Genomic DNA, 20,715 nt, shown 5'->3' with positions numbered 1-20,715 from the left:
CGCCGGCATGGATGGTGAAATAGTCGACGCCCTGCTCGGCCTGCTCGATCAGCGTGTCCTTGAACACCTCCCAGTCGAGCTTGATCGGGTCGCCGCCGACCTTCTCCAGCGCCTGGTAGATCGGCACGGTGCCGATCGGCACCGGCGAGTTGCGCAGGATCCATTCGCGCGTGGTGTGGATGTTGCGGCCGGTGGAAAGGTCCATCACGGTGTCGGCGCCCCAGCGGATCGCCCACACCATCTTCTCGACCTCTTCCTCGACCGAGGAGGTCACCGCCGAGTTGCCGATGTTGGCGTTGATCTTGGTCAGGAAGTTGCGGCCGATGATCATCGGCTCGAGTTCGCTGTGGTTGATGTTGGACGGGATGATGGCGCGGCCGCGCGCGATCTCGTCGCGGACGAACTCCGGCGTGATGAAGGCGGGCACCGAAGCGCCGAAGCTCTCGCCGTCGGCCAGCGCCTGCTCGGCGCGCTCGAGCTGCTGCTTGCGGCCGAGGTTCTCGCGGGCGGCGACGTAGATCATCTCCTTGGTGACGATGCCGGCGCGGGCGAATTCGAGCTGGGTGATCTTGTGGCCGTCGAGGCCGCGCAGCGGCTTGTGATAGGCGCTGAACGCGCGCGCCGCCTTGTCGGTGGAGACGCTGCCGTTGTCCTCCGGCTTGATCTGCCGTCCGTCATATTCCTCGACGCCGCCGCGCTCCAGCACCCATTGCTTGCGGTCGCGGGCAAGGCCGGCATTGACGTCGATGGTCACGGACGGATCGGTGTAGGGACCCGAGGTGTCGTAGACCGGCAGGTTCGGCTCGCCGGCGCCTTCGGAGAGGATGATCTCGCGCAGCGGCACGCGCAGATCGGGCGCGGCGTCCGGCGCCGCGAAGATCTTGCGCGAGGACGGAAGCGGGCCGGTGGTGACGGCGGGAACGGTCTTTTCGGGATTGGAGCGGATGTTCATGGGATCCTCCTAGTTCAATTCGTTGGCGTCGCTGCGCGAGAGACAAATTCTGCTGTCATCCCCGCCTTGTGCGCGATTGCGCACTGGAGCGGGGATCCAGTATTCCGGTCATGCGGACAGGCCGCGGCGTACTGGATCGCCCGGTCTAGCCGGGCGATGACGCCGGGGTGTGCAGAGAGAATGCGCATCATGCTGCCTCCTCCGACAGGCCGAGCCACTGGCGCACGCGCGCGTCGGGATCGGCATTCTGGGTGACGTCGCTGACGACGGCGATGGAATCGGCACCCGCGGCGAAGATCTCCGCGGCCTGCTCGAACTTGATGCCGCCGATCGCGACCAGCGGGATGCCGCCGATGCGCTTCTTCCATTCCGTGATCTTTGGAATGCCCTGCGGGGCGAAGCGCATCGACTTCAGCGTGGTGAAGAAGATCGGGCCGAGCGCGACATAGTCGGGCTTGGCCGCGAGTGCCGTTGCAAGCTCCTCGTCGTCATGCGTGGAGACGCCGAGGGACAGGCCGGCCTCGCGGATGGCACCGAGGTCGGCATCGGCGAGATCCTCCTGGCCGAGATGCAGATATTTCGCGCCGGCAACGACCGCCGCGCGCCAGTAGTCGTTCACCACCAGCTTGGCCTGCGTGCCGTTCGTGATCGCCAGCGCGTCGGTGACGATCTGTAGCGCGTCGGCGTCGTTCAGCTCCTTGGCGCGGAGCTGGATGGTGCCGACGCCGAGCTTGGTCAGGCGCTCGACCCAGGCAAGGCTGTCGACGACGGGATAAAAGCGATCAGGATACGCGTTGCGATCAGGATACGGCATGCCAGAACGGGGTCCCAACGACAGGGGTGGAGGGGGAGGCGAAGTCGCGGGCGTTCATCAGCCCGGCTTCGTAAGCGGTGCGGCCGGCATCACAGCCGAGGCGGAAGGCATTCGCCATCGCGACGGGATCGGCGGCCTTGGCGATCGCGGTGTTGAGCAGCACGGCGTCGTAGCCGAGCTCGAGCGCCTGCGCCGCGTGGCTGGGCGCACCGAGGCCTGCATCGACCACCAGCGTGATGTCGGGCAGCCGCTCGCGCAAGAGCTTGAGCGCGTCGCGATTGGTGATGCCCCTGGCGCTGCCGATCGGCGCGGCCCACGGCATCACCACCCTGCAGCCGGCATCGACCAGGCGGTTGGCGACCGAGAGATCCTCGGTGCAATAGGGGAACACCTCGAAGCCGTCCTTGACCAGGATGGCGGCGGCCTCGACCAGGCCGACGACGTCGGGCTGCAGCGTGTCGTTGTCGGCGATCACTTCGAGCTTGATCCAGCTCGTGCCGAACAGCTCGCGGGCGAGCTTGGCGGTGGTCACGGCCTCGCGCACGCTGCGGCAGCCGGCGGTGTTCGGCAGCACGGCGACGTCGAGCTCGCGGATCAGCTTCCAGAACGCGTCCCCGCTCTTGCCGCCGGCGGCCTCGCGCCGCACCGACACCGTGACGATGTTCGCGCCGGAGGCACGGATCGCCGACTGCATGATCGCAGGCGAGGGATAGAGCGCACTGCCGATCAAGAGGCGCGAGGCGAAGGTCTTGCCGTAGAAGGTCACCATGAAGGTGTTTCCTCGAATTCAGTGTGCTCCCTCGCTCCGCTTGCGGGGAGAGGGCTGGGGTGAGGGGGAGCCTCCGAAGGGACGGTGAGAGGCGGGCTCGCGGAGAGTCCCCGTCATCGGAAATTCGCGCTCGCGCGAATGTCGACCTCTCCCCGCAAGCGGGGCGAGGTGAGGAAAGGCGATGGCCACATTCATCTCCATCACCCTCCCTGCCGCGGCGTGATGATCTCGATCTCGTCGCCGGCCTTGAGGTGGGTCTCGGCCCAGCGGCTTTTCGGTACGACGTCGTAATTGAGCGCGATCGCGAAATGCGTGCCCTCGTAGTCGAGCTCGCTCAGCAGTGCGTCCACGCTCACCGCGGCCACCTCGCGCTGCTCGCCGTTGACGATCACCAGCATCGGACGCTCACGCGCATTGCATCACCTCGTTGTCGATCTGGCCGCGCTCGACATATTGCAGCGTCAGCTCGGCGAGCGCGGGCGCAATCAGGAAGCCGTGGCGGTAGAGCCCGTTGACCGCGATGTTGCGGTCGCGCACCGCGATCCGCGGCAGATTGTCGGGAAAAGCGGGACGCAGGCCGGAGCCGAATTCGACGATGCGCGCCTCGCCGAAGGCCGGATGCACGGCATAGGCCGCGCCCAGCAGCTCCAGCGCGGAGCGGACGCTGACGCCGGTGTCCTCGGCCTCGATCGAGGTGGCGCCCAGCATGAACAGGCCCGCCTCGCGCGGGATCACGTAGAGCGGCCAGCGCGGATGGATCAGCCGCACCGGGCGTGCGAGCTGCACCTCGCTGGTCTCGATCAGGATCATCTCGCCCTTGACGCCGCGAAGCTCCGGCTGCGCGTCGCGCGCGGCAAGGCCGCGGCAATCGATCACGAGGCCGTCGAGATCGGCGGCGGTGACGTCACTGGAGAAGCGGATGGTGCCGCCGGCGGCGCGGATGCGCTCGTGCAACTTCGGCAGCACGCGGCGCGGCTCGACATGGCCCTCGGCCGGGAAGAACAGCGCATCGCGGAAGCGGCCCTCCAGCGACGGCTCGAGCTCGGCAAGGGCCGCGGCATCGAGGCGGCGATGGCCTTCGGTCATCGCTGCGAAGCGCTCGAAATCGTTGCGTTCGCGCGGATGGGCGACGACGAGCGAGCCGTTGAAGGGCGTGTCCGGCAGCTCGCGGCGCCAGATGTCGAGCGAGCGCAGGCCGAGGCGGCTGATGACGGGCTCGGCGACCTCCGCCTCGCACCAGGGCGCGAGCATGCCGCCGGCCCAGTGGCTGGTCGACTCGGTCATCGCGGCGTCACCGCGCTCGTGCAGGGTGACGGCGTGGCCGGCCTGCGCGAACAGAAGCGCCTGCCAGGCTCCCGCGATGCCTGCGCCGATGATGGATACCGCTGAATCCGGTCGCTTGGTCGTCTGCAACATCCCTGTCCCTTCGCCGGCATGACCCGGATCAGGTTCAAAGGGTCACCGCGGTCCTGGGCGACTGCCCATTTAGCGGTATCTCAGCTCCTCCTCGGAGCACCCCTCGGAACGGCTCTAATGTAGGCCTGTGACGGCCTGTGTCAACGCGTTTGACGGGAACCCTGGGTCAAGCGCCCCGGACGCGATGCCACGCGTCGCGGCGCGCTGCCTCGGCAGGGTCATCGCGGCAGATGAATTGGCGCCCGGTTCAGCATCGCGGCACTGCGCGCCGCAATGTGCCGGAGACACCAGAGCCGCTACTTCGGCGCCTGGGCCCGGGCGTTGCGGACGTGTTGCGCCAGCTTGCGGTGCGGCGCGGCGCCGAACACCGGCTGCGGATTGCCGTTCGGCTCGAGCCAGGGCTGACCGCTCGTCTCGGCGCTGGCCTGCTGCACCATCGCCTGCTGCTGCTCCTGCCGCTGGCGCTTTGCAACGTAGTAATAGCCGCCCGCGAAATAGCGAATGGCTCGGGCGTGGTCGCCATTGGCGGCGCGATAGGCGCCGGCGAGGTACTTCACGGCATAGGTGAGATTGGTTTCGGGATCGCGCAGGCCCGCGGCGTCGCCGGTGTAGCCGAGGCCGCGCGCGGTCGCGAGCTTGATCTGCATCAGCCCGATCGTGCCGCCACGGCCGACGAGGCCCGGCTGGTAACGGCTCTCGCGCATGATCACGCGATGCACGAGCACTTCCGGCACGCCATTGGCGCGCGCGTGGGCCGCGACCATCTCGGCATATTCCGCTTGGCCCGCGGATGCGGCCTGCGGCAAGATCAGTCCGGCCGCGAGCAGCGCGGCGACGCGTAGAATTTTCATCAGATATCCCTTGATATCTCTTGGAATCCCCGGGGCGACACGCGCCCGGCCGCCGTTAGGCCTGCCGAACGCGGCGATGATGTGACCAAACGCCGCCGTGGAAGATGTCGCGGCGCGGGGCCGCTGTTACGACTCGCTGTAGGCGCAAGGGTTCCATCGGGCGGAGGACCCGTCGCTCGCGGCAGCAGGGCTGTCTATTCGCGCCGCCCGGCGAAAGCGAGTAAAGAAGACGCCGCAAAACGGGAGAGGTGCCATGACAAAAGCCAACATGGCCAACGCACACGCCGGCGACATTCCCAGACAGAACCCATGCGCCCAATGCGGCGTGCCGATCCCGAAGCCCGACTGGATCGAGCCGGGCGAGGGGCGCATCTCCTATCTCTGGACCTGCCGCGCCTGCCATTATCGCTTCGAAGCCGTGGCGATCTTCGACGAGCCGGCCATCGCGCATCCGCCGCTGGCGGCCTGAGGCGCAGATTCAGCACGTGATCGCAGCGCGAACACAGTCGCGTTTGTCGCGCGTGGCTGCGCGGCCTTGCGCCGACGCGGGTCCGGAGCGTGCCCTAGGCGGCGAGGCGCGGCTGTTGCCACACCGGCAATTGCATCCGCACGATCAGGCCGTGCGGCTCGCGGTCGTGCAGCGACAGCTCGCCGCCATGCGCGAGCGCGATCGCGCGCGCGATCGACAGGCCGAGCCCGAAGCCGGTGGAATCGTCCATGGTGCGCGCGTCGTCGCCGCGCACGAACGGCTCGAGCATCTCCTGCTTGCGCGCATCCGAAATGCCGGGGCCGTCGTCCTCGACGTCGATGACGAATTTGGTGCCGGCGACGTCGAGGCGGATCGTCACCTCGGCGCCGAAGCGCACCGCGTTCTCGACGAGGTTGGTGATGCCGCGGTGCAGGTCGTCGGGACGCGCGACCGCGGTCGCGGATGCCGGGCCGTCATAATGCACGACGTAGCCCATGTCGCCGAACTGGTCGGCGATGAGCTGCAGCGTGCTCGCGATGTCGACCAGCGTCACCGCCTCGATCTTGCGGTCGTTGCGCAGCAGCGACAGCACCGATTCCAGCATCGAGCGCATCTGGTCGAGGTCGATCAGCATGCGCCTGCGATTGCTCTCGTCCTCGATGAATTCCGCGCGCAGGCGCAGCCGCGTGATCGGCGTGCGCAGATCGTGGCTGATCGCGGCCAGCATGCGGGTGCGATCCGACATCAGCCGCGCGATCCGCTCGTGCATGCGGTTGAGCGCGCGCGCGACCGAGCGGATCTCCTCCGGGCCGCGCTCGGGCAGCGGATCGGCCGCGCCGTCGAGGCTGAAATTCTCGGCGGCCTTGGCGAAGGAGGACAGCGGCGCGGCCAGCGCATAGGCCGCCCACAGCCCCAGCAGCGTGACGCTGATCAGGGCGAACAGCAGCGTGATCATCCACGGTCCGCCCCAGAACCGCGGCGGATAGGGCAATTGCTCGACGCGGCCCGCGATCATGGTGCCGTCGGGCAGTTCGACCGCCACCCGGTGCACGCCGCCCTGCGGCGGCAGCGACAGCACCTTGTATTGATGGCCGAGATGCCGGCGCATGCTGTGCAGGTGCTGGCCTTCGCTGTCCTCGACCGCGGTGGCCGTTCCCGGCGGCAGGATGCCGATCGCGGCCTTCGGGAATGCGCGGGCAATGTCGGCCAGGATCCGCGGCCGCTCGCTCGCATCCGCGCTGTTGAGCAGCAGGGCGGCGTCGGCGAGCTGGTGCGCGCTGTCGGGCGGCGGCTCGGCGCGGTCCGGCCGGCTGATCAGGAAGCTGACGGTGAGGATCAGGTGCAGCGCGACGATCGACGCCACCACGAGCGCGGCGATCTGCCCGCCGATGCTCTTGAGGTGGAAGAAGCGGAACGGGGTCATGATGACCGTTCCTTCAATTGCTCAGGGGCGCCGTGACCGCTTCAGTTCGTGGCGTGAACAGATAGCCGCCCGAGCGCACCGTCTTGATGATGGTGGGGTCCTGCGGGTTGGGCTCGATCTTGCGGCGGATGCGGCTGACCAGCACGTCGATGGAGCGTTCGAACGAGCCGGTGTTGCGGCCCTGCGTGAGGTCGAGCAGGCTGTCGCGCGACAGCACACGGCCGGGCCGCTCGCAGAACGTCCTGAGCAGGTCGAACTCGGCGCTGGTCACCGCGACGCGCGCGCCTTCGGGATTGCGCAGTTCGCGCAGGCGCAAATCGATGCGCCAGCCTTCGAAGGCGAGCGTGCTGGCGCCTTCGATCGAGCTCGCCGCCTGTGCGGCCTGCTGGCGGCGCAGCACCGCGTTGATGCGGGCGAGCAGCTCGCGCGGGTTGAACGGTTTCGGCAGGTAGTCGTCCGCGCCCATCTCCAGGCCGACGATGCGGTCGACGTCCTCGCCGCGCGCGGTCAGCATGATGATCGGCGTCTGCGCCTCCGAGCGTACCTTGCGGCACAGGCTGAGGCCGTCCTCGCCGGGCAGCATGACGTCGAGAATGATCAGGTCGATCCTGTGGTCGGCCATGGCGCGCGACATCTCGCGGCCGTCGCTGACGGTGGTGACGTTGCAGGCGTTGTTGCGCAGATACTTCGCAATCAACGTCCGGGTTTCGCGGTCGTCCTCGACGACCAGAATGTTCGGCGACGGAATAGCCATGAACTCTGTTTGTCCAAGATTCGGGCCAAATGGCGAAGATTTTTGTTTCAGATTGTTTCCGGATGCCTCGCTCGCAACACCCGGCAATACCTGGGCAGGGGAACGGCAAGGTCTCGTTAAGGCCGTTAACCATACCGTGACGTCGTCGGCTAAGAAACCCCGCAGAATCCACGGAGCCATCATGACCTCGATTTCGGCGGCCTCCGCCGGTAGCTACCAGTCCCCGCTGCAGCGGCTGCAGCAGGAACTGCAATCGGAAGTCTCCGCCGGCACGGTCTCGTCGTCGGACCAGTCCGCGCTCTCCACCGCCCTGACCGACATCGACAGCGCGCTCCAGCAGAGCCGGTCGAGCGACCAGTCGAGCGGCACGCGTCCGTCCAAGGACGACATGAAGTCGAAGATCGACGATCTGATCTCCAACGAAGTCTCGAACGGAACGCTGACCTCCGACCAGGCCACCGAGCTGAAGGGCGTGTTCCAGTCCGCCTTCGCCAACGGCCCGGACGGCGCCGGTGGTCCCGGTGGCGCAGGCGGCCCGCCGCCCGGTCCGCCGCCGGACGACAGCTCTTCGGATTCCTCGACGTCGACGGACTCGAGCAGCAGCACGTCCTCCGACTCGACCACCGCCCAGATCCTTCAGCAATTCCTCCAGGCGCTGCAGCAGTCGCAATCGTCGGCGTCGTCCTACAGCGCCAGCGGCAGCTCGACGAGCGGCTCGGACTTCTCCGCGCTTCTGATCGACTACAAGAGCTGACCCGCGACAGGTCGGCGCGTTCCCTGTCGCGATCGTGCTTCACCCAGGGCGCATGATCGTCGGCAGGGAATCGCGCGATGCAGAATTGTTCCTAATTGAAGCGGGAACACCCGCATCGAATTTGCCTTCGTTCGCATGACGAAATCGACGCACGTTCGGAACTGCGTGTGACCCGCGCTGTTCTCTCCGCACAGGCTTTTTGCTGAAGGAGAGGACAACAATGTTGATGAAATCGATCGCCGCCGGCCTCGCCGGCACCGCGCTTCTCGCCACCGTTGCGTTCGCGCAGTCGCCGACGGCCACCACCGACAAGGCAGCCCCCGAAGCCACCGCGACGACCACCACCACGACGGCGTCGGGTGAATGGCGTGCCTCGAAGATGGCCGGCCTGAAGGTCTACAACGAAGCCAATGAGAACATCGGCTCGATCAACGATCTGCTGATGGACAAGAGCGGCGCGGTGAAGATCGCCGTGATCGGCGTCGGCGGTTTCCTCGGCATGGGCGAACATCTGGTTGCCGTGCCCTACGACAAGCTGAAGTTCGTCAACGAGGCCGTGGCCTATACCGGCGCCGGCGCGAACCCTGGCGCCAAGCCGGCTGCGTCCACGACGACGGGTGCCGCGACCGGTACGGCGACCACCACCACCACTTCGTCGACCTCGAAGTGGTATCCGGACCACGCGATGTTCAACGCGACCAAGGACGAGCTGAAGAACATGCCCGAGTTCAAGTACTCGGAGTAACGCAGCTCTGATTGCTCAAACGAAGCGCGCCCGGTTTCCACCGGGCGCGCTGTCGTGCCTTTCGTCCGTCATCCTGGCCTGTCGTGTTCGCCACGAGAACTGATCCTCACGCCGAGGAGCGCGCGTCTCGAAGGCGAGGCCGCCGATCGGGGCCTTCATCCTTCGAGATGCTTGCTGCGCAAGCTCCTCAGGATGAGGGATCGGCACCGGACGTCTTGCTTCACTTCACCAGCGGGCAGCCGCCCTTGTCGAGCGGACGGAATGCTTCGTCGCCGGGAACGGTTGCGATCAGCTTGTAGAGATCCCATTCGCCCTTGGACTCTTCCGGCTTCTTCACCTCGAACAGATACATGTCGTGGACCATGCGGCCGTCGATGCGGATCTTGCCGTTCTTGGCGAAGAAGTCGTTGATCGGCGTGGCGCGCATCTGCGCCATCACCTTCGGTGCCTCGTCGGTCTTGATGGCCTCGATCGCCTTCAGATAGTGCATCGTCCCCGAGTACAGGCCGGCCTGGATCATGGTCGGCATGTGACCGACCTTCTCGTTGAACCGTTTCGAGAACGCCCGCGTTTCGTCATTCATGTCCCAATAGAACGCGTCCGTGGCGATCAGGCCCTGCGTCGCCTTGATGCCGAGCGAATGCGTGTCGGTGATCTCCTGCAGCAGCGCGATCATCTTCTGGCCGCCCTGCGTCAGGCCGAATTCCGAGGCCTGCTTCAGCGCGTTGGTGGTGTCGCCGCCGGCATTGGCGAGCGCGACCACCTTGGCCTTGGAAGCCTGCGCCTGGAGCAGGAAGGAGGAGAAGTCGGACGAGTTGAGGGGATGGCGGACTTCGCCAAGCACCTTGCCGCCGCTCTCCTTCACGACATTGGCGGCGTCGCGCTGCAGCGCCATGCCGAAGGCGTAGTCGGCGGTGACGAAGAACCAGGTGTCCTCGCCGCGCTTCACCATCGCCTTGCCGGCGACGTTCGACAGCGCATAGGTGTCGTAGGTCCAGTGCACCGTGTTCGGCGAGCACTGCGGGCCCGTGATGTCGGACGAACCGCCACCGGAATTGATGTTGATCTTGTTCTTCTCGCGCGTCAGCGCCGAGATCGGCAGCGCCACCGAAGACGTCGGCACGTCGAAGATCGCATCGACCTTCTCATTGTCGTACCAGTTCCGGGCGATGTTGACGCCGACGTCGGGCTTGTTCTGGTGGTCGGCGGCGACCACCTGCACCGGCTTGCCGGCAACCTTGCCGCCGTAATCGGCGACCGCCATCTCGACGGCGGCGAGCGAACCCTTGCCGGTCGCATCCGCGTAGAGGCTCGACATGTCCGTCAGCACGCCGATCTTGACGACGTCGTCGGAAATCTGCGCCTGGGCCGTACCGCAGGTCGCGGCGATGGCGAGACCGGCCGCAACGGCGGCAAAGAGCTTCTGCATGCAGTTCTTCTCCCTGTGCGTTGTTGTTTTGGTTTTGTTGCAGGGACTGTTCTAGCGACAAACGGTCGCGGGGCAAAGCCGGGGACGGGTGGGAAATAAGTAGGAGGCAGCACCCGGCATTCCGGAGCGCGCGGCGCGCGAGCCCGGACATTCATCAGGCCTCAACCATGATGGATGAATGGATTCCGGCACGCGCCCGAAAGGCGCGTCCCGGAACGACGGTGGGGCCTGTTACATCCCCGACAGCTTCGTGACCGATACGTTCAGCGATCCGCCGGCCTCCGCGATCACCCGCAGCGTCTTGGAATCGAAGGCGATCTCGGCCAGTGTCAGGCTGTCGATCCTGGCGTCGACCTTGAGGCCGTCCTCGCTCTTCTGGTAGTCGGCGATCGCGGCCGCGATCTTCTCGCGCGCATTGGCGGCGATCGGCTTCAGGTCGAGCGTCGCCTTCTGCACCAGCGTCTGCTGGAGCTGAGGGACGACCGTTCGCGCGGCGGCGCCCAACAGGCCGAACGCGGCCTCGGATTCCACCGCGAGCTGGATATCGGCGAGCCGCAGCGTCTGTTGCGACTGATCGAGCATCGGCCGGCCCCAGATGTGAACGGTCGCTTCCGCGCCGAGACCGAACCAGCTCTTCTTTTCCTTCGCGCGCACCAGCAGCGAGATCAGGAGCCGGTCGCCCGACGGGATCACGTTGACGCTCTTCACGGTGACGTCGACCGGTCCGGAGCCGTCCTCGGGATAGGTGTGCCCTACCATCTGCGCGGCGATCAGCTTGTTGATCTCGGTGAAGGGCACGTCGATCGGGACGCCGATGTTCACGCCGGTTCCGGTCGGCGGCACGATCGAGATCTTGTCGGGGAACGGGCAGTCCGGCTTGGTCTGCGTCGAGGTCACACGCGTCTCGGCCTCGATGCCCAGCAGCAGCGTCAGCGCCTGGGCATCGACGCGCGGCTGCGCCGCGATGGCGCGGATCGGTTTCATCTCGAGCCAGAGCGGCGGCAGCGCCGACGCGCCGCCCGAGCCCTGCAGCGAAATCGAGCGGCAGGCCTTGGCCCACTGCACCTTGGCGTTCTCGCGCAGGCTCGGGTCGTTGCGGATGCGCTCGGCGACCACGTTGATCTGGTCGTTGACCGTCTTGTCGATCAGCGGCTTCACCTGCGCCGGCACGTTCACCTTGGCGCCGGCGACGGAAAGGTTGGTGTCGCCGAGATTGACCTGGGCGCCGAGATTGGGCTCGAGATGCCAGTTGGCGGCGAGCTTCGGGCGCGAGGTGACGACGACGTTGCCCTTGATCTCGGCGCTGGCATTCAGGTTCTTGATGTTGACCGCGCCGATCTGCTTGGCGGCGTTGCCCCCGAGCACGTTGCCCAGCGCCTCGCCCAGCGCTCCCGTCGCCTTCGACGACAGCGATCCCGTCACGTTCAGCTTGCCGGCCAGCGGCGTCGACAGCGTCAGCACGTCCTTGTCGCCGGTCGCCGACATCGGTCCGCGCGCCGCGGACCAGCCGATATCGGCATTCTGCAGGATCTGCGAGATCGGATTCTCGGCCTTCCCGGCGAAATTGCGCGGCGCGGCCTTCTCGGCCTGATCCCGGATCGCCGACAGCGCGATCGCCACCGGCGCCACCACGACCGAGCTCTTGGAGACCGGCGGCAGCGGGGGCAATTGCACGACCGCGGGCGCGGGTCCGCTCGCGCGCGGCGACAGCCAGTCCATGATCTTCAGGCTGACGAAAAACGATGCTGCGAGCACCGCGACAGCGATCAGGACAGTCTTCAAGTTCAACGTCAACGCATCCATCCCCCAAAACCGCCCCGGTGCGGATTCTACAGGGCAGGCGAGGGGGGCGCTAGAGCGCACGGATGGGGTGGAATTGCGGCAGGGCCGACCGGGTCGGGCGAATGTGACTGGCCGGGCTGCTCCCAGCCCCGGCATCGACGTCGCCGGTCAGCCGTTCCGCGCGGGGCGTGCCCGCCCATCCTTCGAGACGCCGCTGACGCGGCTCCTCAGGATGAGGCTGACGGGCAGCTGCGCCTTGCAAGCTGGGAAGTCCGGCTTGGCCGCACCTTGGGATATCGGCCATACCCGGGAGAACGTGCGTTGCCGCGTACTCCGCTCCTCATCCTGAGGAGCCCGCCGCAGGCGGGCGTCTCGAAGGATGATGGGATCCCCGCTTCGCCAAGTCTTGCAACTCGGCAAAATCGCCGCGCATGAAGGCTTCCTTCTTCGCACGGCTCCATTTCTTGAGCTTGCGCTCGCATTCGATCGCGTCGGTGATGCGATCGAACCATTGCGAGAAGATCAGCGTCACCGGCCGCCGCGCGGATGTGTAACCGGCGAAGGTGCCGGCGTTGTGTTGGGCAACTCTGATGTCGAGCCCGGCGCGGGTCGTGCCGATGTAGTAGCTGCCGTCGGCGCATCTGAGAATGTAGAGGTACGCGCCTTCGGTCATCGTGCCCGCCCCATCCTTCGAGACGCCGCTGGCGCGGCTCCTCAGGATGAGGCTGACGGGCGCCGATGATTTGGCGAGCGGAGAAAAATGGTCTGTCGGGATCGTATGACGGCACGCGGTCGACGATCGTTGTCCGACCCCGCAAACTCAGACCTCGTCCTGAGGAGCCCGCTGCAAGCGGGCGTCTCGAAGGATGGCTGCAGGGACAGTTCTCAAACGAAAACGGCCCCGGTCAATCCGGGGCCGCTCGTATTCAACACTGTACCGCGTTCAACGCGTCGCGCTGCCGAGATCGGCGCGGCGCTCGGTCATCGGGCGCACGATCACCTTGGTGCCGACGTTGACGCGGCTGTAGAGATCGGTGACGTCCTCGTTGGTCAGGCGAATGCATCCGGAGGACACGTGCTTGCCGATCGTATCGGGCGCGTTGGTGCCGTGGATGCGGTAGATGGTGCCGCCGAGATACATCGCGCGCGCGCCGAGCGGGTTGCCGGGGCCGCCTGCCATGTGGCGCGGCAGATAAGGCTGGCGGGCGATCATTTCCGCCGGCGGAGTCCAGTCCGGCCACTCGGCCTTCTTGGTCACCGACTGCGTGCCGGACCAGGTGAAGCCGTCGCGGCCGACGCCGATGCCGTAGCGGATGGCCTGGCCGTTGCCGAGAACATAATAGAGGTAGGTGTTGGGCGTATCGATGATGATCGTGCCCGCTGCTTCGCGCGTCGCGTAGGCCACGGTCTGGCGGCGGAAGCGCGCCGGCATCTCGACCTGGTCCTGATCCTCGGACGGCGCGGCCTGGTAAGGCGTCACCTGGTCGGGCTGATAGGGCTGGATCGGCTGCGGCGCCGACAGCGGCGGAAAGAACGGGAAGAGTTGAACCGGCGCGGCCCTGGCCGGACCGGCAAACGCGACCGCGGAGATCGCGACAGCGCCGAAGGCAATGGCGCGGGCATACGTCTTGAACGTGTCCTGACTGAACATTGATCGCCCCTGTCGTTTCGGATTTTTGGTCACCGCGTCCCGCGCGGCGCCCCGTTGCCTAGATCACTAGCGACAAAAAGTTTCGGGACGTTTGCACGGAAAACCCAAAACGGTTTCGTCGCGGCAAGGATTGTTTCATGACAGTTTCGTGGCTCGCGAGGCGTTGCTCCCAACAAAACAGCGGGCCGACATTTATGTGACGTCACACGCCTGAAATATCCTTGGTTGATGGTCGGAAGCCGAGAATCATCAAACTCTCGGGATTTTCCCATGCGGGTATTAATCGCGACCGACGCCTGGCATCCGCAGGTCAACGGTGTTGTCCGGACGCTGACGTCGCTGGCGGGCGCCGCCAAGGCCCTGGACGTCGATATCGAATTCCTGACGCCGGACGGTTTTCCGTCGTGGCCGCTGCCGACCTATCCGGGTCTGCGCATCGCGCTGCCGAGGGGTAGGGAGATCGCGCGGCGGATCGAGCAGGCGGCGCCGGATGCCCTGCACATCGCGACCGAAGGTCCGATCGGCTGGGCCGCGCGCGCCTATTGCCGCCGCAACCGTCTCGCCTTCACGACCTCCTACACCACGCGCTTTCCGGAATATGTCTCGGTGCGGACCGGGATTCCGGACGCCGTCGGTTATGCCGTGCTGCGCCACTTCCACGACGCCGCTGCGATGACCATGGTGGCGACGCCCTCGCTGCGGCAAGAGCTGTCGGACCGCGGCTTCAAGCGGCTCGGCTTCTGGACGCGCGGCGTCAACACCGAGCTGTTCCATCCCGACAGTCCGGCGTCGCTCGACCTGCCACGGCCGATCTTCATGACGATGGGGCGCGTCGCGGTGGAGAAGAATCTCGAAGCGTTCCTCTCGCTCGATCTGCCCGGCACCAAGGTCGTCGTCGGCGACGGCCCGCAGAAGGCCGCGCTCGAAAAGAAGTATCCCAACGTCGTCTTCCTCGGCGAGAAGAAGGGCGCGGATCTCACCGCGCATCTCGCCGCCGCCGACGTCTTCGTGTTTCCGAGCCTGACCGACACGTTCGGCGTGGTGCAGCTCGAAGCGCTCGCCTGCGGCACGCCGGTCGCGGCGTTTCCGGTGACGGGTCCGAAGGACGTCATCGCCAACCACCCGATCGGCGCGATCGACAACGATCTGCGCGCCGCCTGCCTGCGCGCGCTCAACATGTCGCGCGAGACCTGCCGCAATTTCGCGCTGGAGCGCTCCTGGGAAAACAGCGCGCGCCAGTTCGTCGGCAACCTCACTTCACTTCAGCCCAGCCGTTCGCTGCGGGCCTCGCCGGTCATGGCGCGGCGGCCGGTGCGCGGTTGATCCATGTTTTGACCCACAGCGAGAACCTCATCGATGGCTAAGATCATGAACCTTGACGGCACCGAGCAACTCGACCTCACCCGTGGTACGGTCGAGCAGGCCTATGACCGCTGGGCGCCCGTCTACGATCTCGTGTTCGGAGGCGTGTTCGCCAAGGGCCGTCAGGCCGCGATCGCCGCCACCAACAAGATCGGCGGCCGCGTGCTCGAGGTCGGCGTCGGCACCGGCATCTCGCTGCCGCTCTACGCGCCGCATCTGCGCATCTTCGGCACCGACATCTCGGAAGCGATGCTCGACAAGGCGCGCCGCCGCGTCACCGAGCAGAAGCTGAAGAACGTCGAGGGCCTCGCGGTGATGGACGCCGAGAAGCTCGAATTCCCCGACAATTCCTTCGACGTGGTGATGGCGCAGTACGTCGTCACCGCCGTGCCGAATCCGGAGAAGGCGCTGGACGAATTCGCCCGCGTGCTGCGTCCGGGCGGCGAGCTGATCATCCTCACCCGCGTCAGCGCCGATGCCGGCATGCGCCGCTTCATCGAGCAGAAGCTGCAGCCGGTGGTTCGCCCGCTCGGCTTCCGCACCGCCGAGTTCGCATGGTCGCGCTACGCCAAGTGGCTCGCCGGCACCAACGGCATCGAGCTCGCCGAGCGCCGCCTGATCCCGCCGCTGGGACACTTCTCGCTGGTGCGCTTCCGCAAGGTCGACGTCGCCAAGGCGGCGTGATCGTTTCTCCTCGTGACGAGGAGGCGCGTGGCGCCGTCTCGAACCATGAAGGCCCGTGCTGCAACACGGACTTCATTTTCGAGACGCGCGTTCCGCGCTCCTCGGATGAGGGGACAGAGTAAACCGTGCGTCATCGCGTCGCTCCACATCGTCACATGACAAAATGATGATGTCACACGGCGTACATCGAATCCCTGTAAATCCAGTACCTGAAAGCATTTTGGGGAAGAGCATGATCAAGAACTACCTCGAGCAGCTCCGGATTCAGCGTTGGGACGACCATCGCTATTATCACCACAGCCGCATCAATCAGAGCCTGCACTTCGTCAGCGCGCTGAGCTTCCTGCTGGCCTATGTCTGGCTGTTCATCGACCCCGTGGTCTCCGGCCTCGTCGGCTGGCTGGTCTCGATGACCTCGCGCCAGGCCGGTCACTTCTTCTTCGAGCCGCACGGCTACGACCACATCAACCAGGCCACGCACGAGCACAAGGAAGAGATCAAGGTCGGCTACAACCTTCAGCGCAAGGTGGTGCTGATGGCGATCTGGGCGCTGTCGCCGCTGGTGCTGGTCGCCGATCCGACGCTGTTCGGCCTGTTCACGCCCTGGGCGAGCGCGACCGACTTCATGCGTCAGGTGGCCAAGATCTGGCTCGCGGTCGGCGCCGGCGGCCTGCTGTTCCGCACCGTGCACCTGTTCTTCATCCGCGACGTCGAGACCGGCCTCGTCTGGATGACCAAGATCCTGACCGACCCCTTCCACGACCTGATGCTCTATCGCAAGGCGCCGCTCGCGCTGATGCGCGGCGAGTTGATGGATCCGGGTCTGCACCTCAACCCCGAGCACACGCTGGGCTTCATCCCCGAGCCGACGCTCGAAGAGCAGCACGCCTGAGCGCGCCGCTCGCACACAACACTCCGATGTCTGATGGTTGCGTCATGCCCGGCCTCGTGCCGGGCATCCACGTCTTGGGGACTGCGAACGTGGTCTTGGGGGGTGCGGACGTTCAGCTTCCGTCACCTGTCCCCGTGCGCGGAGAGTGGTCGAATCTGCGCGACGCGCGGATTCGGGCGAGGGGGGCTCTCGGCGGGGGCGCTGCTGCCGTATCGCTCACCAACGCTCACTGCATGCGCGCAGTGTCCTCCCCGCCCCGCAAGCGGGGCGAGACAGGAGAGGGAGCGCTGTTCGGGACGGTGTGTCTGCGGGGCGGAAAGGCCTCAGCGCCCGAGGCGCTTGGCCAGCATTTCCTTCAGGATCTGCCGCTTGATGTTCTTGTTGGTGAGCACACCGTCGTGCCACCAGAAGCCGTCGGCCTTCATCTTCCCGGCGGCGCGGACGAAGCGGTCGGCGACCTCGGCGAAGTCGGCGTCGGTGTAGTTCAGGCTGAAGATGAGTCGGCCGGTGCCGACCCAGCTCAAGGCGAGACCTTCGGCGCGCAGGTAGTATTGCAGCATCCAGTTGTAGCGGGACGGCGTGGTGTATTTCACCGTCCAGATCGACGAGAAGTTGGCGAAGCGGACCGGCAGGTCGGCGCTTTCCATCATCTTGTTGAGCGTCTCGACGCGGCCGTTCCAGGTCTCCTCCAGCCCGTCATAGACGGCGCGGAAGTTGGGGCTGGCGAGCCGGCTCAGGAATTCGTCCATCGCCGTCATGACGTAGGGATGGGAGTTGAAGGTGCCGCGGGCGAAGCAGATGTCGGCGGGGCGGTCGTCGCGGAAGCGGCGCATCAGCTCGCGCTTGCCGCAGACCACGCCGACCGGCAGGCCGCCGGCAAGGCTCTTGCCGTAGGTCACCATGTCGGCGCGCACGCCGAAATAATCCTGGGCGCCGCCGGCGGCGAGGCGGAAGCCGACGAACACCTCGTCGAAGATCAGCACGATGCCGCGCTCGGTGCAGACATCGCGCAGCTTCTTCAGCCATTCGGTATAGGCCGCGCGATCGAAATGGCCGCCGCGGGAGGAATCGACCAGCGAGGAATCGCCGGGCGCGTTGGCGTTCGGATGCAGCCCCTGCAGCGGATTGACCAGCACGCAGGCGATGTCCTTGCGCGTGCGCAGCACGTGCAGCGTCTTCTCCGACATCTCGGCGAGGGTGTAGGTCTCGTGCGCGGGAATCGGATTGCCGACGCCGGGCTGCACGTCACCCCACCAGCCGTGATAGGCGCCGGCGAAGCGGACCAGATGCGTGCGCTTGGTGTGGTAGCGCGCGAGCCGCACCGCCTGCATCACGGCTTCGGTGCCGGACATGTGGAACGAGACCTCGTCGAGGCCCGAGATCTGGCAGAGCCTCTGCACGTTCTCGAGGATGACGGGATGGTACGGGCCGAGCACCGGACCGAGCGCATGCGCCCGCTTCTCCGATCCCTCGATGCACTCCTTGTAGAAGTCGTTGCCGAAGATGTTGACGCCGTAGGATCCGGTGAGATCGTAGGAGGTGTTGCCGTCGACATCGGTGACGGTGACGCCGCGCGAGGACTCCATGAAGGTCGAGGTGCCCAGATGCTCGCGGACGAGACGCGAGAACTGGAAGGGCACGCGGTAGCTCTCGGTGAAGTTGAGGTCGGAGATCGTCTCTGCGGCCTCCTTCGTCATCGCGCGGCCCTTGGGATAGCGATCGGCGTAGAGGCGCGCGAGACGGAAGAAGGCGTCCTTGCGCTGCATCACCACGTTCGCCGGCGCACCGTCGCAGCCGAAATATTTGTCGCCGTCGAACTCGTAGAACGGGAGCAGCTTCGCCACCCGGCGCGACATCTTGGAATGCCCGGACAGCGACCGGTGCTTGGCGCGGGAGAGTTCGATCCGCGCCTTCAACTTCGGGAAGGCGGCGGCAGCGGATGCTGCGGCGGCCACGGACAAAGAGAGAATCGGGAGTGTCGTTTCCATGACAACAAGCGCTAACCCTGCGAGCTGACAGATTCATGACAGTCAAAGCCCTCATCGCCTCTTTCACCCAGCAGGAAGACCTCAATTTCCTGCTGACCAACCGCATTCCCCGCGCGGCGCTGACGCGCTTCATGGGCTGGTTCTCCAAGATCGAGAATCCGCTCGTCAGGGATTTCTCGATCGCGCTGTGGAAGCTGTTCTCGGACCTCGACCTGTCGGAGGCGCGCAAGGACCGTTTCAAGAGCCTGCACGATTGCTTCACCCGGGAGCTCAAGCCGGGCCTGCGTCCGTTCGATCCGGACCCGGCCGTGGTGGCGAGCCCGTCGGACGGCATCGTCGGCGCGCACGGCCGGATCGCCGACACCGAACTGTTCCAGGTCAAGGGCGCGCCCTATTCGCTGCTCGACCTCGTCGGCGACCAGGCCCTGGTCGACCAGCACCGCAACGGCTCCTTCGTCACGCTGCGGCTGACGTCGAGCATGTACCACCGCTTCCACGCGCCCTATGACGCGCATATCGAGCGCGTGACGCTGATCCATGGCGACGTCTGGAACGTCAACCCGATCGCGCTGAAGCGGGTCGAGCGCCTGTTCTGCAAGAACGAGCGCGCGGTGATCCGCACCCATCTCGCTTCCGGCGAGGCGGTGACGCTGGTGCCGGTGGCCGCCATCCTGGTCGCCAGCATCCGCCTGCACTTCCTCGACATGGTGCTGAACGCGCAGACCCGGGGGCCGGTCAATTTTCCGTGCGACGTCGACGTCGCCAAGGGCGAGGAGCTGGGCTGGTTCGAGCACGGCTCGACCATCATCATCCTCGCGCCCGGCGATTTCGCGTTCTGTGACGGCATCGCCGAGGGCACGCGCATCCGCGCGGGCCAAGCCCTGCTGCGCAAAGCCTAGTCTTCATTCCGCCGTGTCGGCGGCCTATATCGTCCGCGGGGGCGATTCGACGACACTGCGAGAATTCTGCGATGGCACGGGCGCCGGTCATGGCGGCGGGTGGTATTGTGCTGCGGCGTGGCCCCACGCCGCTCATCGCCGTCGTGCGCCAGCGCAAACGCAACGAATGGGTCCTGCCCAAGGGCAAGCTCGACGATGGCGAGACGCCCAGGGAAGCCGCCTACCGCGAGGTCCTGGAGGAGACCGGCCACGACGCTGTCGTGCATGAATTCCTGGGCACGATCGCCTACCAGTCCGGTGGCCGATCCAAGATCGTGCATTTCTGGCGCATGGAGGTCGAGGGCGGCCCCGTGCGCAAGCTGATGAACGACGTCAAGGCGGTCGACTGGCTGTCGCTCGACGAGGCGATCGCGCGCCTGTCGCGTGAATATGAGCGCGCGTTCCTGACCCAGATAGGACCGATCGCGATTGCCGCGGTCGGTCTCGCGCCCGCGCGCGCTCCGGAACCGACGCCGCCCCTGGCGGCCGACGAGATCGATGCCGCCTTGCAGACCCTGACGCCGGCCGAAGCCGCCTCCGTCGACGAACTGCGCCACGGCCTGTTGCAGAAGGTCAGGGCTTGGCTCCGCGGCGAGGCCTGAGTCCGTTCGGTCTGCCCCCCGCGTGAAACGTGAGGGCAGGCATCCGCGAGCCGGCATCATGCGGTTCGCGTCGGTTCTCTCCAAATCGTCATTGCGAACCAACGCATCCGCGCAAGGCGCGGCCCGATGACGGGCTCCGCGAAGCAATCCGGAATCCTTCCGCCGCCGGGGTCTTGATTGTTCGCTGCGCTCGCAATGACGGAGGCGGGGAGAGCGGCGTGAGGGAGTGCACCGGTCGCATCGGCCGGCTCTGCGATCTATCGCTTCTTCTTTTCTTTCGGAGCCGGCGCCGGTCTGCGCGGCGCGGCGGGGCGTTGCGCGCGGAACTGGCGCTGCTGCAAGCCGGGTTGACGCGGCGCGGCGCCCTGTTGCGGCTGCACGGCAGGCTGTGCGCCGGGTTGACCGGGTTGCAGTCCGGTGCGCGGCGCTTGCGGCGCGGT

Annotated in this window: 21 protein-coding genes, 1 pseudogene and 1 riboswitch; of the genes and pseudogenes, 8 read left to right on the top strand and 14 right to left on the bottom strand. The window is 66.4% G+C overall.

The features are described 5' to 3' along the window. From QM712_RS34015 to QM712_RS33990, 6 genes are all read right to left on the bottom strand, one after another. The coding region (locus QM712_RS34015; protein WP_415027534.1) for a phosphomethylpyrimidine synthase ThiC at positions 1 to 952 on the bottom strand (952 nt) is incomplete at its 3' end. Between the two features lie 187 nt (positions 953 to 1,139). Then, positions 1,140 to 1,766 carry a thiamine phosphate synthase gene (locus tag QM712_RS34010; protein ID WP_415027533.1) on the bottom strand — a complete coding sequence of 209 codons (627 nt, stop codon included), beginning with the start codon at positions 1,764 to 1,766 and terminating at the stop codon, positions 1,140 to 1,142. Next, entirely contained in the window at positions 1,753 to 2,535 is a 783-nt protein-coding gene (locus QM712_RS34005; protein WP_415027532.1) for a thiazole synthase, read from the bottom strand. The genes QM712_RS34010 and QM712_RS34005 overlap by 14 nt, the downstream gene beginning before the upstream one ends. Positions 2,536 to 2,735: 200 nt before the next feature. Next, positions 2,736 to 2,933, bottom strand: coding sequence for a sulfur carrier protein ThiS (thiS, locus tag QM712_RS34000; RefSeq protein WP_415027531.1), 198 nt, complete (start codon positions 2,931 to 2,933; stop codon positions 2,736 to 2,738). Between the two features lie 7 nt (positions 2,934 to 2,940). Then, on the bottom strand, positions 2,941 to 3,951 hold the full coding sequence (locus QM712_RS33995; RefSeq protein WP_415027530.1) for an FAD-dependent oxidoreductase: 1,011 nt from the start codon (positions 3,949 to 3,951) through the stop codon (positions 2,941 to 2,943). Beyond that, positions 3,939 to 4,065, bottom strand: a riboswitch (TPP riboswitch). Its footprint overlaps the gene before it by 13 nt. Positions 4,066 to 4,247: 182 nt before the next feature. Then, positions 4,248 to 4,802, bottom strand: coding sequence for a transglycosylase SLT domain-containing protein (locus QM712_RS33990; protein WP_415027529.1), 555 nt, complete (start codon positions 4,800 to 4,802; stop codon positions 4,248 to 4,250). A 253-nt stretch (positions 4,803 to 5,055) separates the two neighbouring features. On the opposite strand from QM712_RS33990, the gene QM712_RS33985 reads away from it, so the two are divergent. Further along, entirely contained in the window at positions 5,056 to 5,271 is a 216-nt protein-coding gene (locus tag QM712_RS33985) for a hypothetical protein (protein ID WP_415027528.1), read from the top strand. Positions 5,272 to 5,365: 94 nt separating this feature from the next. Here the strand turns inward: QM712_RS33985 and QM712_RS33980 are convergent, their stop codons facing one another. Both QM712_RS33980 and QM712_RS33975 read right to left on the bottom strand, forming a co-directional pair. Then, positions 5,366 to 6,694: an ATP-binding protein gene (locus QM712_RS33980; RefSeq protein WP_415027527.1), complete on the bottom strand. Its 1,329-nt coding sequence runs from the start codon at positions 6,692 to 6,694 to the stop codon at positions 5,366 to 5,368. Between the two features lie 13 nt (positions 6,695 to 6,707). After that, complete coding sequence (locus QM712_RS33975) at positions 6,708 to 7,448, bottom strand: response regulator (RefSeq protein ID WP_415027526.1); 741 nt, start codon at positions 7,446 to 7,448, stop codon at positions 6,708 to 6,710. 181 nt (positions 7,449 to 7,629) lie between these two features. Between QM712_RS33975 and QM712_RS33970 the strand changes: the two genes are divergently transcribed. Together QM712_RS33970 and QM712_RS33965 are read left to right on the top strand one after the other, a co-directional pair. Further along, positions 7,630 to 8,202, top strand: coding sequence for a hypothetical protein (locus QM712_RS33970; protein WP_415027525.1), 573 nt, complete (start codon positions 7,630 to 7,632; stop codon positions 8,200 to 8,202). Positions 8,203 to 8,422: 220 nt separating this feature from the next. After that, on the top strand, positions 8,423 to 8,947 hold the full coding sequence (locus QM712_RS33965) for a PRC-barrel domain-containing protein (protein WP_415027524.1): 525 nt from the start codon (positions 8,423 to 8,425) through the stop codon (positions 8,945 to 8,947). Positions 8,948 to 9,167: 220 nt separating this feature from the next. Here QM712_RS33965 and QM712_RS33960 read toward each other — a convergent pair whose 3' ends face one another. From QM712_RS33960 to QM712_RS33945, 4 genes are all read right to left on the bottom strand, one after another. Beyond that, the gene (locus tag QM712_RS33960) at positions 9,168 to 10,376 is read right to left on the bottom strand and encodes an ABC transporter substrate-binding protein (RefSeq protein ID WP_415027523.1); all 1,209 of its coding nucleotides are present in this window, start codon (positions 10,374 to 10,376) and stop codon (positions 9,168 to 9,170) included. A 231-nt stretch (positions 10,377 to 10,607) separates the two neighbouring features. Continuing rightward, positions 10,608 to 12,179, bottom strand: coding sequence for a DUF4403 family protein (locus QM712_RS33955; RefSeq protein WP_415027522.1), 1,572 nt, complete (start codon positions 12,177 to 12,179; stop codon positions 10,608 to 10,610). A 319-nt stretch (positions 12,180 to 12,498) separates the two neighbouring features. Then, positions 12,499 to 12,831 (bottom strand): GIY-YIG nuclease family protein, encoded by a 333-nt coding sequence (locus QM712_RS33950; RefSeq protein WP_415027521.1) that lies wholly within the window; start codon positions 12,829 to 12,831, stop codon positions 12,499 to 12,501. A gap of 270 nt (positions 12,832 to 13,101) precedes the next feature. Further along, positions 13,102 to 13,809, bottom strand: a complete 708-nt coding sequence (locus QM712_RS33945; protein WP_415027520.1) for a L,D-transpeptidase — start codon at positions 13,807 to 13,809, stop codon at positions 13,102 to 13,104. A 270-nt stretch (positions 13,810 to 14,079) separates the two neighbouring features. Between QM712_RS33945 and QM712_RS33940 the strand changes: the two genes are divergently transcribed. The 3 genes from QM712_RS33940 to QM712_RS33930 all read left to right on the top strand — a co-directional run bounded on the left by QM712_RS33940 (position 14,080) and on the right by QM712_RS33930 (position 16,747). Further along, positions 14,080 to 15,132: a glycosyltransferase family 4 protein gene (locus tag QM712_RS33940; protein WP_415027519.1), complete on the top strand. Its 1,053-nt coding sequence runs from the start codon at positions 14,080 to 14,082 to the stop codon at positions 15,130 to 15,132. A 33-nt stretch (positions 15,133 to 15,165) separates the two neighbouring features. Further along, entirely contained in the window at positions 15,166 to 15,855 is a 690-nt protein-coding gene (locus QM712_RS33935; protein ID WP_415027518.1) for a methyltransferase domain-containing protein, read from the top strand. A 232-nt stretch (positions 15,856 to 16,087) separates the two neighbouring features. Next, complete coding sequence (locus QM712_RS33930) at positions 16,088 to 16,747, top strand: hypothetical protein (protein ID WP_415027517.1); 660 nt, start codon at positions 16,088 to 16,090, stop codon at positions 16,745 to 16,747. Positions 16,748 to 17,070: 323 nt separating this feature from the next. Here the strand turns inward: QM712_RS33930 and QM712_RS33925 are convergent, their stop codons facing one another. Then, the gene (locus QM712_RS33925) at positions 17,071 to 18,735 is read right to left on the bottom strand and encodes an aminotransferase class III-fold pyridoxal phosphate-dependent enzyme (RefSeq protein ID WP_415027516.1); all 1,665 of its coding nucleotides are present in this window, start codon (positions 18,733 to 18,735) and stop codon (positions 17,071 to 17,073) included. Positions 18,736 to 18,770: 35 nt separating this feature from the next. Between QM712_RS33925 and asd the strand changes: the two genes are divergently transcribed. Both asd and QM712_RS33915 read left to right on the top strand, forming a co-directional pair. Beyond that, positions 18,771 to 19,634 (top strand): archaetidylserine decarboxylase, encoded by an 864-nt coding sequence (gene asd / locus QM712_RS33920; protein ID WP_415027515.1) that lies wholly within the window; start codon positions 18,771 to 18,773, stop codon positions 19,632 to 19,634. Positions 19,635 to 19,705: 71 nt separating this feature from the next. Further along, positions 19,706 to 20,275: an NUDIX hydrolase gene (locus QM712_RS33915; protein ID WP_415027514.1), complete on the top strand. Its 570-nt coding sequence runs from the start codon at positions 19,706 to 19,708 to the stop codon at positions 20,273 to 20,275. A gap of 257 nt (positions 20,276 to 20,532) precedes the next feature. Here QM712_RS33915 and QM712_RS33910 read toward each other — a convergent pair. Further along, positions 20,533 to 20,715, bottom strand: a pseudogene (locus tag QM712_RS33910) (iron dicitrate transport regulator FecR); the annotation flags it as partial.

It is taken from the genome of Bradyrhizobium sp., assembly GCF_047605465.1.
In the GTDB taxonomy this organism is placed as follows: Bacteria; Pseudomonadota; Alphaproteobacteria; order Rhizobiales; family Xanthobacteraceae; genus Bradyrhizobium.
The sequence above is the reverse complement of the archived record's forward strand: the minus strand, read 5'-3'. Positions and strand labels throughout refer to the sequence as shown.